This is a genomic window from Rodentibacter rarus (assembly GCF_001998965.1).
Lineage (GTDB): Bacteria > Pseudomonadota > Gammaproteobacteria > Enterobacterales > Pasteurellaceae > Rodentibacter > Rodentibacter rarus.
In genome coordinates this window covers 26,394-43,442 of record NZ_MLHJ01000018.1, presented here as the reverse complement: position 1 = coordinate 43,442, position 17,049 = coordinate 26,394, and the positions used below count along the sequence as shown (strand labels likewise).

Here is a 17,049-nt window from a genome sequence, read left to right as displayed (position 1 = left end):
TGTTTTAGCTTGCCTTTTTGTTCGAAAAGTGTAAAATCCCCAGGCTTTTTGTCTATATATACAGAGAAAAAAGTAAGCTATATTTTTAAGTGACTTTCGAGCTTAGAAATATTCTTTTAATCATCAAATAATTAGAGGAAGGTTATGGTAACCATTCGTTTATCTCGTGGCGGAGCTAAAAAACGCCCTTTTTATCAAATCGTTGTTGCAGACAGCCGTTCACCTCGTGATGGTCGTTTCATTGAGCGTGTAGGTTTTTTCAATCCAATTGCACAAGGTAATGCTGAACGTCTTCGTATTAACTTAGACCGTGTAAACCACTGGGTAGGTCAAGGTGCGTCATTATCTGATCGCGTTGCCTGTTTGGTAAAAGAAGCTCAAAAAGCCGCTTAATTCGCTTTTGAGTAGAGAGATAGGTGAAAAATATGGAACAACAACGTATTGAAGTTGTGGGCAAATTAGGCTCAACCTATGGTATCCGTGGGTGGTTGCGTATTTATTCATCAACCGAATATGCCGAAAGCATTTTTGACTATCAACCTTGGTTTTTAAAAATCAAAGGACAATGGCAACCCACAGAGCTTGAAAATTGGCGTCATCATAATCACGAACTGATTGTGAAACTGAAAGGCACAGATGATCGTGAAGCTGCTCAGCTTTTAGCGAATGTTGAAATAGGGGTAGATCTTTCTGTGTTCCCTAAATTGGAAGAAGGCGATTATTACTGGCACGATTTAATCGGTTGCTCGGTCGTCAATCTTCAAGGCTATACGATGGGAACAGTCACGGAAATGATGGAAACCGGTTCAAATGATGTACTGGTCGTCAAAGCCAATAGCAAAGATGCTTTTGGAAAACAAGAGCGGTTAATTCCGTTTTTGTATGAACAAGTAGTTAAAAGAGTCGATCTCACCACGAAAACAATTGAAGTGGATTGGGACGCTGGTTTCTAATCTCAGGTATGCTCGAACGTAATGTCGTCAGTTTTAAACAGAGTAAGGCTAAATCATGCAGATCGGAATAATTACCTTATTCCCTGAAATGTTTAAAGCAATTACGGAATTTGGGGTAACAGGGAGAGCCGTAAAACATCATCTCTTGCAACTGCAATGCTGGAATCCGCGTGATTTTACACAGGATAAACATAAAACCGTTGATGACCGCCCTTACGGTGGAGGCCCGGGAATGTTAATGATGGTGCAGCCCTTACGGGATGCCATTCATTCAGCAAAAGTTGCAGTGGGAGAAGGTGCAAAGGTGATTTACCTTTCACCACAAGGACGTAAACTCGATCAATCTGGTGTCATGGAACTGGCACAAAATCAAAAGCTGATTTTAGTGTGCGGGCGTTATGAAGGGATTGATGAACGATTGATTCAGACTGAAATTGATGAAGAATGGTCAATCGGTGATTACGTTTTAACCGGAGGGGAATTACCCGCAATGACATTAATTGATGCCGTTGCAAGGTTTATTCCGGGTGTATTAGGCAAACAAGCCTCTGCAGAAGAAGATTCTTTTGTCGGAGGTTTACTTGATTGCCCGCATTACACCAGACCGGAAGTGTTAGAAGGCTTAACCGTTCCACCCGTGCTGATGTCGGGGAACCACGAAGAAATTCGCAAATGGCGATTAAAACAATCGCTTGAAAGAACGTGGCTCCGTCGCCCTGAGCTCTTGGAAAGCCTAGCTCTGACTGACGAACAACGTAAGCTGTTAAAAGAAGTGAAAACGGAAAATAACAGTAAACTCAGTTAATTCTAGGATCATTAGATCAATTAAGGATCAAAGAAATGTCTAACATTATTAAACAACTTGAACAAGAACAATTAAAACAAAACGTACCTAGCTTCCGCCCGGGTGATACTTTAGAAGTGAAAGTATGGGTAGTGGAAGGAAGTAAACGTCGTTTGCAAGCATTCGAAGGCGTGGTTATTGCAATTCGTAACCGTGGTTTGCACTCTGCATTTACTTTGCGTAAAGTATCAAACGGTGTGGGTGTTGAACGTGTATTCCAAACTCACTCACCGGTGGTAGATTCCATCACTGTTAAACGTAAAGGTGCGGTGCGTAAAGCGAAACTTTACTACTTACGTGAGCGTTCGGGTAAATCTGCTCGTATTAAAGAGCGTTTGGGCGAATAATTTCGCAAATAAAGAGTATAACGAGGCTTGGGGTTCCAAGCCTTTTTTGTTATCAGAATCAGAAAAAACTTAACAAAACTTGCAAAATATCAAATTTTGTTGAAATAACATTTGAGTGTATCTTGCAAAGCATACCTAAGAGAGTAGAATACCCTCGGTTGTAGTATTAAGAGAAAATCATCATATTTAGGTGTTTTATGTCAGATGTTAAAAATTCTTCCACGGTAGCATTAACGCCGGTTGAAGCGACAGATTTTGCAGAAAATGCAGCAGCTTATAAAGCCCAAAAACGTCCTTTCCTCTCTTTTATATCCGGTATTAGTGCCGGTGCTTGTATTGCATTAGCCTTTGTTTTTTATACTACAACACAAACGGCATCCGCTGGTGCAGCGTGGGGCTTAACGAAATTAGTTGGCGGTTTAGTTTTCTCTATTGGTGTCATTATGGTGGTGTTATTAGGTGCTGAACTTTTTACTTCATCAACCCTCACATTAATTGCCCGAGTAGGGGGAAAAATTACCACTTGGCAAATGATCCGCAACTGGATTGCCGTCTATTTTGGTAATTTTGTCGGTGGATTGATTATTGCCGCATTGGTTTGGTTTGGTGGCCAAACGATGGCGGCAAACGGACAATGGGGCTTGACAATTCTTAATACGGCACAACATAAGATCCACCACAGCTGGTTTGAAGCCTTTAATTTAGGTATTTTGTGTAACATCATGGTGTGTTTGGCCGTTTGGTTATCTTATTCCGGTAAAACCGTTGTTGATAAAGCCTTTATTATGATGTTACCGATTGCTTTATTTGTAGCATCAGGCTTTGAGCACTGTGTTGCGAATATGTTTATGATTCCAATGGGTATTATTACCGCCCATTATAGTAGCCCGGAATTTTGGCAACAATTAGGCGTTGAAGCGAGTCAATATGCCGATTTGGATATCTATCATTTTATTGTAAAAAATTTAATCCCGGTAACGTTGGGAAATATAGTGGGGGGGGCAATTTGTATTGGTTTATTCCAACGTTACTTAACAAAATCCCACTAACTACTAATCATTTGAAACAAATTATTTTTATTACTTAACAAAGGAAATGACTATGTCAGAACTTAATGAAGCGCAAAAAGTGGCTTGGGCCGGTTTCACCGGCGGTGATTGGCAAAACAATGTCAATGTACGCGACTTTATTCAAAAAAACTATACCCCGTATGAAGGTGATGATTCTTTCTTAGCCGGTCCGACCGAAGCAACAACAAAACTTTGGGAATCGGTGATGGAAGGCATTAAAATTGAAAACCGTACACACGCGCCATTAGATTTTGATGAGCATACGCCATCAACCATTACCTCTCATGCCCCAGGTTATATCAACAAAGATTTAGAAAAAATCGTTGGTCTGCAAACCGATGCCCCTTTGAAACGTGCCATTATGCCATTCGGTGGTATTAAAATGGTGGAAGGCTCATGTAAAGTCTATGGTCGTGAGCTTAATCCTGAAGTGAAGAAAATTTTTACTGAATATCGTAAAACCCATAACCAAGGGGTATTCGATGTTTATACACCGGATATTTTACGCTGCCGTAAATCAGGTGTATTAACCGGTTTACCGGATGCTTATGGTCGTGGTCGTATCATTGGGGATTATCGCCGTGTAGCACTTTATGGTGTTGATTTCTTAATGAAAGATAAATACGCACAATTCTCCTCTTTACAAGACAACCTTGAAAACGGTATCGATCTTGAAGCCACTATTCGCTTACGCGAAGAAATCGCAGAACAACATCGTGCACTTGCTCAAATGAAACAAATGGCGGCAAGTTATGGTTATGATATTTCTAATCCTGCTACCAACGCACAAGAAGCGATCCAATGGATGTATTTCGCTTATTTAGCAGCGATCAAATCACAAAATGGGGCGGCAATGTCCTTTGGTCGTACCGCAACATTCATTGATATTTATATTGAGCGTGACTTAAAAGCAGGCAAAATCACTGAAGTAGAAGCCCAAGAGTTGGTCGACCACTTAGTGATGAAACTGCGTATGGTTCGTTTCTTGCGTACCCCTGAATACGATCAATTATTCTCCGGCGACCCAATGTGGGCAACCGAAACTATCGCCGGTATGGGGTTAGACGGTCGTACATTAGTGACCAAAAACACTTTCCGTATTTTGCATACTCTTTACAATATGGGCACCTCTCCGGAGCCAAACCTCACCATTCTTTGGTCTGAGCAATTACCGGAAAACTTCAAACGTTTCTGTGCAAAAGTGTCTATTGATACCTCTTCCGTTCAATATGAAAACGATGACTTAATGCGCCCGGATTTCAACAACGATGACTATGCTATTGCCTGTTGTGTGTCACCAATGGTGGTGGGTAAACAAATGCAATTCTTTGGTGCTCGTGCAAACTTGGCAAAAACCTTATTATATGCAATCAATGGCGGTATTGACGAAAAATTGGGTATGCAAGTAGGGCCTAAAACTGCGCCAATTACCGATGAAGTGCTAGATTTTGATACAGTGATGACCCGTATGGATAGCTTTATGGATTGGTTGGCAAAACAATACGTTACTGCGCTAAACATTATCCATTATATGCATGACAAATATTCATACGAAGCCGCATTAATGGCATTACACGATCGTGATGTATTCCGTACCATGGCGTGTGGTATTGCCGGTCTTTCTGTGGCGGCAGACTCACTTTCTGCCATCAAATATGCGAAAGTGAAACCGATCCGTGGCGACATTAAAGACAAAGACGGCAATGTGGTTGCCTCTAACGTTGCTATCGACTTTGAAATCGAAGGTGAATACCCACAATATGGTAATAACGACAACCGTGTCGATGACATTGCCTGTGATTTAGTTGAACGTTTTATGAAGAAAATTCAAAAACTCAAAACTTATCGCAATGCCGTGCCAACACAATCTGTATTAACCATCACCTCTAATGTTGTATATGGTAAGAAAACAGGGAATACCCCGGATGGTCGTCGAGCCGGTGCACCATTCGGTCCGGGCGCTAACCCAATGCACGGTCGTGACCAAAAAGGTGCGGTCGCCTCATTAACCTCAGTGGCGAAACTGCCGTTTGCTTACGCGAAAGACGGTATTTCTTACACCTTCTCCATCGTACCAAATGCGTTAGGTAAAGATCCGGAAGCGCAACGCCGTAACCTTGCGGGCTTAATGGATGGTTATTTCCATCACGAAGCCACGGTTGAAGGCGGTCAACACTTAAATGTTAACGTGTTAAACCGTGAAATGTTGTTAGATGCCATGGAAAATCCGGATAAATATCCACAATTAACCATTCGTGTCTCCGGTTACGCAGTGCGTTTTAACTCTTTAACCAAAGAGCAACAACAAGATGTGATTACCCGTACTTTCACGGAATCAATGTAAAAACGTTAAAAAAATTGACCGCACTTTAGTGGCAATCACAATGATGAGCCTGATTTTACTCAGGCTCATTTTTTATGTTGTCATATTCTGATAAAATTTAGCTATATTATTTCGTTGTTGTAGGTTGATTATGTCTATTTTAGGAAAAATTCATTCCTTTGAATCTTGCGGCACGGTTGATGGGCCGGGGATTCGTTTCATTTTATTTATGCAAGGCTGTTTAATGCGTTGCAAATACTGCCATAACCGTGATACCTGGGATTTAGATGGTGGCAGAGAAATCAGTGTTGAGGAATTAATGAAAGAAGTGGTGAGTTATCGCCATTTTATGAATGCTACAGGCGGTGGCGTAACCGCCTCGGGCGGTGAAGCGATTCTTCAGGCGGAATTTGTGCGGGATTGGTTCCGGGCTTGTAAAAAAGAAGGGATTAATACCTGCCTTGATACTAATGGTTTTGTCCGCCACTACGATCATATTATTGATGAATTGCTCGATGTGACCGATCTCGTGTTACTTGATCTAAAAGAATTAAATGATCAAGTTCACCAAAATTTAATTGGTGTTCCGAATAAACGAACCTTGGAATTTGCCAAATACCTACAAAAACGCAATCAAAGAACGTGGATCCGCTATGTGGTCGTGCCGGGTTATACAGATAGTGATCACGATGTCCACTTACTTGGTCAATTTATTGAGGGAATGGAAAATATCGAAAAAGTCGAATTGCTGCCTTATCACCGCCTTGGGGCACATAAATGGAAAACCCTTGGCTTTGATTATGAACTGGAAGACGTGATGCCCCCAACACGGGAATCATTAGAACATATCAAATCTATTTTAGAAGGCTACGGGCATACCGTTAAGTTCTAGCTGATCCTCAATGAATATCAGGCTAAGGAATAAATATGAAAAAGCTAATTTTAATTTTCTCTGCCGTGCTCTTTACCGCTTGCGCTGCTCCGATACAAAAAAATGCTGAACATCAAGACGTTAAGCTCACTCCACCTACACAAGATCGTAAAGGTTATGTACGCTTGGTAAAAGATGTTGATTATTATATTGATACGGATTCTATTTGGATTGATAACGAAGAACCTCAAGAAGTCCATTTTGATGCCGTAATTAATTTAGACCAAGGTTTATATGTTTACCCTAAAGAATCAAAACGCTATGCACGTTCCGTTCGTCAATATAAAATTTTAAATTGTAAAAACTATCGTTTAACACAAGTTCGTACTGATTTTTATGATGAGTTTTGGGGGGAGGGGCTACGTGCAGCGCCGAAAAAACAAGAGAAATACAGCATTCGTTTAACGCCTAATACCACACTTTATAATGCTGCACAGATTATTTGTGTCAATTACAGTAAATAATCCATTTAGAAAGTCAAAGGTCGCACATTGCGACCTTTGAATATTTATTAAAAAGTTAAGCGATCACGATTTTTCTCAAGGGTTGCTTTGCCAATGCCTTGGACTTCAAGCAATTGCTCTGCGGTAGTGAAATGACCATGTTTTTCACGATATTGCACAATAGCCTCGGCTTTTTTTGCACCAATACCGGTTAAGGATTTCTGAATTTCATTTGCTGTTGCCGTATTAATATTGAGCTTATCCTCCATATTTTTTGACATTTCATTTTTGGTGATCTCCGCTTGTACCGCTACCGGTTCCGCTGATTTTTCCTCTGCCAATGAGTTTACGCTAAATAAGCTACTGCCTAAAATAATTGAACTGATTAAGGTTTTCATTAATTTCATAGTGTTTCCTTGTTAATGATGAAAATGTTGATAAAATCAACATCAACATTTTTCTCTTTCTATGAAAATAAACAAGAAATTGACCGCACTTTTGCGCTCCGGCTCGAAAAAATTTATGTTTTATGAAGTAAAACGAATTGTTATGAGTCATACCGTAGTTGATGTGGAATCAAAATGAGTCTGCTATGTTTAAATTTTTTATTTTCTCAACCGCACTTTTTCTTTCTTTTCCTTCCTATAGTGAGCAATTTGTTTCGCTGACGTTGTGTAGTGATAGACTCTTGGCTGAACTCGCACATCCCGACCAAATTGCAGCACAATCATCTTATTCCAAAAATTCACTGATGATGTTGGATAAAGTCAATACCGATAAACCTGCTCTCGAACCACAGCTCACCGCATTATTACCTTACTTAGATAAAACCCTACTTATCAATGAAAGCTTCTACCCTCAACTGATAGCAGACTTGAAAAAACTTGGGGCAAAGGTAATTCCCATTAACGATGAACCACAAACTCCTGATGAACTCTTTGATTTAATATTGAAACTGGGCAAAATCACGGGCAATGAAATTTATGCTGAGCATTTGGTGAAAAAATTGGAATCTAAAAATTTCAAGCTAAATCAACCTCTTACAAAAACCTTAATGCTTTCGGATACAGGGTTCGTGGAAAGCGATTTTCCACAATATTCTGCATTGCTTAATTTGCTCGGGCTCACGCCATTAAAAACACCGCTCAGTGCACAAAATTTTTCATTGGAAAAAATGGTGCTTGCCCAACCAAATGTACTGATTGAAATCTCGGACAAACAAAGCTATAACGAACAATCAGCGCTCCTCAATCACCCAATTTTAAAAAAACTTTTTAAAAACCGACCGCACTTTCGTATTCCAATGAAATACACTTATTGCTTTGATCACGGCATCTGGACTGGGGCAGAACGAATTTATAATCAATACAATGCTTTACATTGAGGGAAGATAAAATGAAGAAAATAATATTTATTGCATTGTTGCTTATTATGGCTATTTGTAGCACTACATTTTTAATGCTTAAGCCAATGCCCGATCATCTGTTAAAAGGCGAAAAAGAAGCGGCACCACAAGTATTGAATATGCAGCCACTACCTAAAAATACGCCAATTACTCGCTTGGTGGTAATGAAAAGCGAACGTCAAATGTGGGCTTATAATCAAAATAAACTTGTGAAGATTTATCCGATTTCACTCGGTAAATCCCCTGTGGGACATAAGCAATTTGAGGGGGACAAAAAAACACCAGAGGGCGTTTACCGTATTAATGAACGTAATCCTAATAGTCGTTATCACAAAAATTTAGGTATTTCATACCCTAATTCCGCAGATCAAGCTTATGCCCAATCTCAAGGAAAATCTCCCGGTGGATTAATAAAAATTCACGGTTTACCAAATAAATTTATTGATATTGGTCGTCAACATCTGCGTAAAGATTGGACGGATGGTTGTATTGCCGTCACCAATGAGGAAATTGATGAATTATTTAATGCTGTGATACACAATGCGGAAATTGATATTCGCCCATAAACATAAAAAAATGACCGCACTTTTATGAAAAAATACCTTAACCTATTGCTTCTTCTATGCCTAGTATTCATTGTTGCCTGGACGCTTTACCACCAACTCAGTGATTTTGCGCAGCTAAAAAATACCGATGGTGTGCTAACGGATATGCGCCCCCTTGTGATCTGGGATATTCGCCTGCCCCGCATATTATTGGCGGTGCTGACAGGTGCGAGTTTAGCGCTTGCCGGCAATGCGATGCAGGCGGTTTTTCAAAATCCTCTCGCTAGCCCGGGATTGCTCGGCAGCGCCAATGGAGCAACCACCGCCAGCGTTTTTTTGCTCTACTATTTTTCCCTTCCTGCAAGCCTGTTGCTGCTCGGTGGCGTACTTGGGGCATTAGCCAGTTTTACGTTGGTCTATTTCATTGCGCACAAACAAGGCGCAACGGTGATGATTTTAAGTGGCGTGGCAGTGAATATGCTACTCGGCTCGGCAATCGCCCTTTTACTCTCCAACGCCGAAAGCCCATGGGCATTGGCAGAACTCTATCGCTGGCTACAAGGCTCGCTGGTTTGGGCAAAAATGGATACGTTACTTTTATCGCTCCCGATTCTATTGCTCGGTGGTCTTTGCCTTTTTCAGCAACGGCGTTATATTGATGTTCTCACCTTTGGTGAAGAAACCGCCGCCACGATGGGCATTAACCCCAAACGGAGCTTTTTTATCACCGCATTAGGCGTGGCATTGCTGGTTGGTGCAACCATTCCACAAACGGGGACGATAGGTTTTATCGGCTTAATCGCTCCCCATTTTGCCCGAATGTTACTCAAAAAACGCCCCTCTCAGCTTTATGTGAGTAGTGCGCTAATCGGCGCTTTATTACTGCTCATCGCCGATCTCAGTGTGCAATATCTCCCGCTTTTCTCACACATCTACATCGGCACACTCACCGCTATAATTGGCGCTCCCGTGCTAATTTGGGTTTTACTCACACAACAACGGAGGCTTGCCCGTGATTAACCTTGAAAATGTGAGCCAGCCCTACGCCTTAAGCAATGTCAGTTGCCATATTCCGCAAGGAAAATTGGTCGGCATTATGGGGGCAAACGGCGCAGGGAAATCGACCTTGTTGAAAAGTATTGCGGGAATCTTACCGCTTGCAAGCGGTCAAATTTGGCTAAATGGTTGCAAATTAAGCGAAATGAACGCCCGGCAAAAAAGCGAACAACTCGCCTATCTTGCTCAAAATACCGCAATTCACTGGGATTTGTCCGCTTATGAGGTGATCGCCTTAGGGCAGCCTTATCCCCTTAGCCCTGCAAAAGAGCAGGAAAAAGTGCGGTCGATTTCAGCGCGATTTTCTGTTTCTGCCTTATTGGATAAACCCTTTCAACAACTTTCAGGCGGTGAAAAAGCCCGTGTGCAACTGGCGCGGTGCTGTATTAAAAATGCACCAATATTGCTTGCCGATGAACCAATCGCCCCGCTCGATCCTTATTATCAAATCGATATGATGGAACAGCTTAAGTCCCTCACACCTAAACAGACCTGCGTGGTGGCAATCCATCATTTATCACTGGCGTATCGATTTTGTGATGAAGTGATTTTGCTGAATAAAGGCAAAGTGCTAGCCTGTGGCGAAACGCAAGCGGTGCTAAATGCTGAAAATCTTGCAAAAGCCTTTGGCGTGCGTGCGCAGTTTGACTTGGAGAAAAAAGAAGTTTTTACCGTGGAGAAATTGGAAATTTGATGATAATTCGTCAGGCTTTGGAGAGCAGAGTACTTTCAATATTTCACAACTTGCCAATACTCTCCTTAATCGTTTTTATTACGTTGGCGTGCGATTAAATCGGCAATATTTGCTTGATTCTCGCTTGTGGGCTAACTTTACAAAACAAACTCTGCTGCCCCACTAAAAACGCGGACCTTTCTTTCACGTTAAAGCCATATTGAGTCAAATACTGTTTCAGACTTTCGATATTATAGAAAGAATGGCTGTTGTAACTCCACACCGCTATACCGATAATCGTGGCGTTCTTGTGCCGATAGGGCTTTCCACCAATGGGGAGCTCGACCGTGCAATCGTAGATAAGCGGTACGCTGGTTCGCATAAAATTGAAAGGCGGGCAAACCGATATTGGGCAGATAATCCACATTGCACCAAATCAAGTTTTCTTTGCTGTGAAAATAATCCAGCACCGATGGTGTATGCTAACTAGCGTGACGAAATTCAATGGCAAGGGGATAATCACTAAACCACGAAACCAGCTCCGCCAAATAATAACGGTTGGTAAAATTGCGTTCAAAACTCGTTGGAAATGCACAAATGAATTGGCGAGACAACGATTTTCCTGCAAGGGTTGCAAGGTAGCTAAAAATTCCTTTGCCTGATCAATGGTTGCCGTGCGTTTATGGCTAAAATCTTGATGAAGTTTAACGGAAAACCGTAACCTCCCTCTCACTTTTTCCAATATCCCCTGCACCGCTTTATAACCAATAGGGGCGTGAAAAGTTCTGTTGATCTCAACGGTGTCATAATGCTGGCTATAAATCGGCAAAAAATCCTCTTTGTCCGTCCCAAACGGATAGAGCGTACCAATTAAATCCGTATCGCTATAACCGCCCGTGCCGATGTAAATATAGGGAGTGTGCATTTTTTCTAACATAATTTAGAAAATAAAAATTTATTTTCTTTTAGCAAAATTTAAAAGTATTTTTTCATCGCTTTCTTCTTTATAACTTTTTTTAGAATAATAAAAACTTATGGTTTCATCATTTTTAAAATATTCAAATAATGTTGGTCTTAATAATTTTGTTTTATCCGAATTAAATTCGGAACGTTTACCCCTACTTCTTCTCGCTTCATAACAATAGATTTTGTTAGGGTCTTGAGAATCACTTCTACTTAATGAATTAACCATTGTCATTTTATCTGTTTCAGATATTTCACTAGGATCAGGCATTTCTCGTGGTATATATGAGTTTAAATAATTAGTAAATTGTCTAAGAATCTCCCCTAGGTTATCTCCATATTTTATTCCGAAGTATGTTCGCAATGTTTTAGTATCAATAATCAATCCACTAGAATTTGCTTCTACAATAAGTTCATCCTTTAAATCATTAACTTTCATAAAGTGTAATTTTACTAAAGCATATTCATTATTTCTCCGTTCTTGACCTACAAATCTTTTTACTAAAATAATATAATTAACATTATTATACTTAAATGTCAGACAGCAAATAGTCCAACCTTTTTTAACCATATCTTCTTTTAAGAGTTTTAAATTATCTAACATAAGATTTTCCTTTTTTAAATAGGTAATGATTTAGGGGCTGTACTAGATAACTAACAAACTTCCCATTTAGGATAAACTCATCCTATGAGAAAAAGTGTTTAAGTTAGTATAAGCAAAACGCCATTAATGTAAAATTTGTTACAAGCTCTGGTTATCTAGTTCAGCTCTAATACTTTCATATTTTTCGACAAACTTTTCACATTTATCACAAAACTCTTCAACATTAAACTTAATAAAATGAAATTTTAAACTTTTTCTTCCTGAGCAATTTAAGAAAATGATAAGAAGTACCAGCCACGCACACTGGCGGCAGGGCATATTGCGTAGCTTTCGGTGAGTTTCATTCCGAACCGTTGTTCGACTTCCAGTAAATCCCAGATGATCTGTTTTTCGGTGTGTTTAGGGCAGCTTGGGTAGCCGGGGGCGGGGCGAATGCCGACATATTCTTCACGGATCAAGAGGTCGTTTTCAAAGGTTTCTTTGCTATATCCCCAGATTTTCGTACGAAGTGCAAAACGTAGATATTCCGCCATTGCTTCGGCAAGGCGATCGCCAACTGCTTGCAGTAAAATCGCATTATAGCCATCCCCAACTGCCCATTCTTTATTTAAGTCTGAACACGTGAATTAGGCACTCTCTCTTCCCCTCACTTCAATTTCATTTTCTACTAAACATTTGCTTTGCTCCAATAAATATTCACTTTCTTGTTTTAATTTAAAACTCTCTTGAACTCTATCACTGATCGTTTGCTGAATCTCTTTTGGCAGAATGGGGATCGTTACATCTAGAATTTCAGAAGGTTTCCAATGCTGAATAATTGAACCACCCGCATCACGCTCTGCTTGTAATTGTACCGCAAAAGAATTAAGGACTAACGTTAAATAATTGGGTAGCACACTCTCTGTTTTTAACGATAAATGCACAATCGCACCCGATGTAATCACATCTAAATCTTGCGGGACACAATAAGCGATACCAACTGTACCGTCTTTCGTGAGCAGTATTGTGTCCTTTTTAGGGCGAATAACGTTAGAAAAATCATTCGGATTAAGATATTTATCCGTCTGACTTATGCCCAATTTGGATAAATCAGACACTCTCACAAAAGGGATTCCCTCGCTTTGATAAGCATCCGAACCTGGTTCAATTGATTTTTGTAAATCTACAATATCTCCTAAACGTACTGATTTAAATCTCTCAAGTTGTGCGAAAAGACGTTCAAATTTAGGTTGGTAATACTCCGCATCTAAACGACCGCTTGCTCCAAATGATTGAGAAAATGATCTCACCGAAATTGCACTATGACAGAATAAAATACTCTCCAATAAAGTCCATTCCGCCATACGGGTAAAGTAGCGAGATCTGTCTAATAGATAATTAAATTTAGCAGGATCTACCCCCCCCCCGCAAATCTAACTCATTGATATTTAATGCATTATTTTCAATTTCAGATTCAACTTTTATTTTTGCTTGCGCTAATAAGTCTTGGGCTTGTTGACGTAACGCATTGCTTTGTTGAATATAATCAGAAATTTTTGTTTGGGTTTTAGTATCAATAATTGGTAATGGGATATTTAACAATTCTTCTTTATTTATCGCTGTTAAAATCGTACCTGAGCAATTTTTCTTTAAAATTTGTTGCATCAATTCAGATTTGAAAAGTACAAGCAAAGTTTCTGCATTTAATATCTCTGACGAAAGTACATAAAATCCTGTTGAACACAAAGCGTCATCATAGTTTGACGATACAATTGCACAGCTTTGCAAAGATCCCTCAATGCTGGAAATAATAACTTGATTTGACCGTACTTTTCGTCTGGCACGAGACGGTAATTCTTTCCCTAAAGCCCTTGTACAGCCTGTGATTTCTCCTGATTTCCCAATATTAGACAATTCAATATAGTTATATTCTTGATTATCCTTTGGCGTGTAATTTTCATCGTGTAATTTGCATACGTTACCCAATCTTGCAAAACCAAGAGAATGTGATTGAATATATTGTTCTAACTGTTCATAAAAGGGTTGATAAAACTCGGCATCTAACCTGCCTGTTTGTAAAAAACTCTCCTTAAGTGATTTTATATTGATAGGGTTATTTATCACTTGAAAGTTTTTTAATCCTAAATTTTCTAATAACAGAGTTTCGGCTTCAGTGTATAAATTTCCTGATTTAATCAAAGATATTTTTGCACTTTCAAAACAATCTTTTATTTTTAATTGAATACTTTTATCCAATAGTGGAATAAACGTTTCTTTTACTTCTTCTGGATTAATATTAGTTTGATTAACAGACTGTCTAGCTCGTCGTTTTAGATCCCATATACCATATTTTGTATTCAAATAAGCTGTTAAGTATTCAGGTAAAATAATATCTTCATTCGGAACAAAACGTACAAGGTAGGAAGCAAAAATAAAATCTCTATTACTTTGTTGATAAAAGATACCTGTTCTACCAACCCATTCAAAAGAGTTTGTTCTATTAAATAGGACATCTCTATCTTTCAATAAAAAAGTTTCTTTTTCATCCCCAAGAACTTTCGCATATTTAGCTACAGAAAAATCACATAACATATTATGAATTTCATTCATTCTATAAATTGGAATACCATCTCCATCTTCATTCATTGATATAGAAATTCCATATTGAGATTTTAAAAGACAATCTCCTATTTTTATATAGGTTAGATTTGGATTTTTCTTTGGTTCTTTTGTCCAAAAATCTGTATCAAATCTATAATCTTTATTTTTTCTGATGTTAGATAAATATACCTCACTTACTTCCAACCCACTCAACAATGTCTGATACTTTACATCATCAAATGGGCTTAATCCTTTCCCACAAAAGATAATTTCTCTCTCTTGGCAAATTCAATAAAGGCTTCCGCAATGCCATCTTGAGTTAAGCCATCGTGATTAAATAAATCGTGTTCAACTATTAAATGCTCGTGGCTATCTAAAACGGGAATACCTTCGCTATTTTTTACATAAATTTTATCACCTGAATTATCTTTACTGGCTTTTTGCATTGTTGCGAAGAAAATCGGGTAATCCTCCACTTTTGGGCAAAGTTCATTGTGCCATTTTTGCACAAAAAGCACGCTGGTTTTCGTACCGGTATGCGGTTTAAATACATTTCCGTGCAAGCCTACCACAGCTAAAATACGGCAACGTTCGGCAATAAAATCACGAATATATTTATCACTAGAGTTATTAAAACGCCCTTGCGGTAAAACGATAGCCATTCTTCCACCATCTTTTAGAAAGTCTAAATTGCGTTCAATAAATAGAATATCCCTTCCTACTTTCGTTTGTTGTTTACCTTTACTGTTTTTGCCTAATTCATAACGAGCAAGAATTCTGGTTTCTTTAATATCACCTGCAAAGGGAGGATTTGCCATTAATATATCAAATTGGAAATCTCGGTTTTGGTCACGAGTCTTGCGGAGCTTACGTAATTTCTTCCACCCCTCACCATAAACATCACTCCATTCTTCCTCTTTAGTAAAATCCTCCCAGCGTTCATAATCCAACGTATTTAAATGTAAAACGTTAGTTTGCCCATCGCCAGCAATTAAATTTAAAGTACGAGCAACACGTACGGCTTTTTCATCAAAATCAATCGCAAAAACTTTCTTTTCTACATAGTCTTTTTGTTCTGGTAATTTTTCTTCCGCAGTAAATAGGTGGCTTTTAGTTAAACCCTTAGCGGTAAGTTGCTTTTCCCAAACGTGGAAAATAGAATGAACAGGAAAACCACAACTACCTGCGGCGGTATCAATTACCGTTTCTTCTGGTTTGGGATCAAGCATCTTGACACACATATCAATGACATAACGAGGAGTGAAATATTGCCCTTTTTCTCCCTTGCTTGATTTATTGATTAAATATTCAAAAGCTTCATCTACAACATCAAGATTAGAATTAAAGAGTTTCACCTCTTCTAATGAAGAAACACAAATAGCCAAATGTGATGGTGATAAATTAATTTTGCTACTATCAGAGAATACGCCTTCCCATTTTTCCTTTGCTTTATCAAATAAGGTTTGAATTTTATTTTTAAGCTCATTTTCCGTATCACCATAGTTACGAAATTCTAAATGACGGCTTTTATCTCTTGTGCTTTCCATCTCATCGTATAACTTGGTAAAAATAAGTTGGAATAATTCTTCAAAGACATCAACACCTGCATTTGCCAATACCTCATCTTCCATTTCAACAACAAGATCTTTTAATGACTTACGCTGTTTAACAATTTTATCGTTATTGATTAAATCTTGAATCGTCCAACGCTCTTGTAAAATATCAGATAATTTTTGTTGAGCATTCGGAATATCTGGAATATCTTTGAAATAATTTGGATCACGGCGATTGTAATAAGAAATACTGTCCCCATTAGTCCAAACACCAATTGGCGCACCTGTGGCATTACAGTAAGATTTTAGCTGTTCTTTACCATCTTTTAATTTTGGTTTTTTCAGCTCTACCATAATATAAACAGCATTCGGATTATCTTTATCAAAAATGACAATATCTGCACGTTTTTTATCTCGCCCAAACGCAACCGAATATTCTAATTCCATTCGCTCAAATGGATAATCATATTCATAATGTAAGTTCATTAAATAAAGTTGGCGAACCGCTTCTTCCGGTGTGAGCTTAATATCTTTCTTACGAACAAGGCATTGAATATAAGGCACGTTACCATTCTTTCCTGATTTCAGAAAAATAGCATTTTCCAGTTTTTTAATATAGACAGGTGAAAATTGGGTGAGTTGATAGTTACTATCTTTTAAAAGTTGCACTAAGTTATAATTTGTTTGTTCAATCATTTTTTGTTCCAAAATTACTTCAATTTAAAATATAAATACGCAGTGAATTTCGCTCTTTATCAT

At 38.8% G+C, this 17,049-nt stretch carries 17 protein-coding genes and 2 pseudogenes; 12 read left to right on the top strand and 7 right to left on the bottom strand.

What is annotated here, in order from left to right; translation table 11 throughout:
- Positions 1 to 144: 144 nt before the first annotated feature.
- The 8 genes from rpsP (at position 145) to BKK50_RS02905 (ending at position 6,932) form a co-directional block, all read left to right on the top strand.
- Positions 145 to 393, top strand: a complete 249-nt coding sequence (gene rpsP / locus BKK50_RS02940; RefSeq protein WP_077415156.1) for a 30S ribosomal protein S16 — start codon at positions 145 to 147, stop codon at positions 391 to 393.
- A gap of 32 nt (positions 394 to 425) precedes the next feature.
- Positions 426 to 953, top strand: a complete 528-nt coding sequence (gene rimM / locus BKK50_RS02935) for a ribosome maturation factor RimM (protein WP_077415154.1) — start codon at positions 426 to 428, stop codon at positions 951 to 953.
- A 55-nt stretch (positions 954 to 1,008) separates the two neighbouring features.
- Positions 1,009 to 1,758, top strand: coding sequence for a tRNA (guanosine(37)-N1)-methyltransferase TrmD (trmD, locus tag BKK50_RS02930; protein ID WP_077415152.1), 750 nt, complete (start codon positions 1,009 to 1,011; stop codon positions 1,756 to 1,758).
- 35 nt (positions 1,759 to 1,793) lie between these two features.
- Positions 1,794 to 2,144, top strand: a complete 351-nt coding sequence (gene rplS / locus BKK50_RS02925; protein WP_049358025.1) for a 50S ribosomal protein L19 — start codon at positions 1,794 to 1,796, stop codon at positions 2,142 to 2,144.
- A 197-nt stretch (positions 2,145 to 2,341) separates the two neighbouring features.
- Positions 2,342 to 3,193: a formate transporter FocA gene (focA, locus tag BKK50_RS02920; protein ID WP_077415150.1), complete on the top strand. Its 852-nt coding sequence runs from the start codon at positions 2,342 to 2,344 to the stop codon at positions 3,191 to 3,193.
- Positions 3,194 to 3,245: 52 nt separating this feature from the next.
- Complete coding sequence (gene pflB, locus BKK50_RS02915; protein ID WP_077415148.1) at positions 3,246 to 5,558, top strand: formate C-acetyltransferase; 2,313 nt, start codon at positions 3,246 to 3,248, stop codon at positions 5,556 to 5,558.
- A 130-nt stretch (positions 5,559 to 5,688) separates the two neighbouring features.
- Positions 5,689 to 6,429: a pyruvate formate lyase 1-activating protein gene (gene pflA, locus BKK50_RS02910; RefSeq protein ID WP_077415146.1), complete on the top strand. Its 741-nt coding sequence runs from the start codon at positions 5,689 to 5,691 to the stop codon at positions 6,427 to 6,429.
- A 35-nt stretch (positions 6,430 to 6,464) separates the two neighbouring features.
- Positions 6,465 to 6,932 (top strand): surface-adhesin E family protein, encoded by a 468-nt coding sequence (locus BKK50_RS02905; RefSeq protein WP_077415144.1) that lies wholly within the window; start codon positions 6,465 to 6,467, stop codon positions 6,930 to 6,932.
- A 47-nt stretch (positions 6,933 to 6,979) separates the two neighbouring features.
- On the opposite strand, the gene BKK50_RS02900 is transcribed toward BKK50_RS02905, so the two are convergent.
- On the bottom strand, positions 6,980 to 7,318 hold the full coding sequence (locus tag BKK50_RS02900) for a helix-hairpin-helix domain-containing protein (protein ID WP_077415142.1): 339 nt from the start codon (positions 7,316 to 7,318) through the stop codon (positions 6,980 to 6,982).
- A 185-nt stretch (positions 7,319 to 7,503) separates the two neighbouring features.
- Here BKK50_RS02900 and BKK50_RS02895 point away from each other — a divergent pair, with 185 nt between their 5' ends.
- The 4 genes from BKK50_RS02895 to BKK50_RS02880 are packed head-to-tail and all read left to right on the top strand — an operon-like array spanning position 7,504 to position 10,611.
- On the top strand, positions 7,504 to 8,295 hold the full coding sequence (locus BKK50_RS02895; RefSeq protein WP_077415140.1) for a TroA family protein: 792 nt from the start codon (positions 7,504 to 7,506) through the stop codon (positions 8,293 to 8,295).
- An 11-nt stretch (positions 8,296 to 8,306) separates the two neighbouring features.
- Positions 8,307 to 8,882: a L,D-transpeptidase family protein gene (locus BKK50_RS02890; RefSeq protein ID WP_077415138.1), complete on the top strand. Its 576-nt coding sequence runs from the start codon at positions 8,307 to 8,309 to the stop codon at positions 8,880 to 8,882.
- 24 nt (positions 8,883 to 8,906) lie between these two features.
- Complete coding sequence (locus BKK50_RS02885) at positions 8,907 to 9,881, top strand: FecCD family ABC transporter permease (RefSeq protein ID WP_077415136.1); 975 nt, start codon at positions 8,907 to 8,909, stop codon at positions 9,879 to 9,881.
- Entirely contained in the window at positions 9,874 to 10,611 is a 738-nt protein-coding gene (locus BKK50_RS02880) for an ABC transporter ATP-binding protein (RefSeq protein WP_077415134.1), read from the top strand. The genes BKK50_RS02885 and BKK50_RS02880 overlap by 8 nt, the downstream gene beginning before the upstream one ends.
- A gap of 94 nt (positions 10,612 to 10,705) precedes the next feature.
- On the opposite strand, the pseudogene BKK50_RS02875 reads toward BKK50_RS02880, so the two are convergent.
- The 6 genes and pseudogenes from BKK50_RS02875 to BKK50_RS02850 all read right to left on the bottom strand — a co-directional run bounded on the left by BKK50_RS02875 (position 10,706) and on the right by BKK50_RS02850 (position 16,986).
- Positions 10,706 to 11,515 (bottom strand): annotated as a pseudogene (locus BKK50_RS02875) (DUF72 domain-containing protein).
- A 30-nt stretch (positions 11,516 to 11,545) separates the two neighbouring features.
- Positions 11,546 to 12,157: a DUF6037 family protein gene (locus tag BKK50_RS02870; RefSeq protein ID WP_077415132.1), complete on the bottom strand. Its 612-nt coding sequence runs from the start codon at positions 12,155 to 12,157 to the stop codon at positions 11,546 to 11,548.
- Between the two features lie 284 nt (positions 12,158 to 12,441).
- A pseudogene (locus BKK50_RS02865) lies at positions 12,442 to 12,753 on the bottom strand (vitamin B12 dependent-methionine synthase activation domain-containing protein); the annotation flags it as partial.
- Positions 12,754 to 12,783: 30 nt separating this feature from the next.
- On the bottom strand, positions 12,784 to 13,500 hold the full coding sequence (locus BKK50_RS02860; RefSeq protein WP_077415130.1) for a restriction endonuclease subunit S: 717 nt from the start codon (positions 13,498 to 13,500) through the stop codon (positions 12,784 to 12,786).
- A 40-nt stretch (positions 13,501 to 13,540) separates the two neighbouring features.
- Positions 13,541 to 14,950: a restriction endonuclease subunit S gene (locus BKK50_RS02855; protein WP_143529736.1), complete on the bottom strand. Its 1,410-nt coding sequence runs from the start codon at positions 14,948 to 14,950 to the stop codon at positions 13,541 to 13,543.
- A gap of 32 nt (positions 14,951 to 14,982) precedes the next feature.
- Positions 14,983 to 16,986, bottom strand: coding sequence for a type I restriction-modification system subunit M (locus BKK50_RS02850; RefSeq protein WP_077415126.1), 2,004 nt, complete (start codon positions 16,984 to 16,986; stop codon positions 14,983 to 14,985).
- Between the last annotated feature and the right edge of the window lie 63 nt (positions 16,987 to 17,049).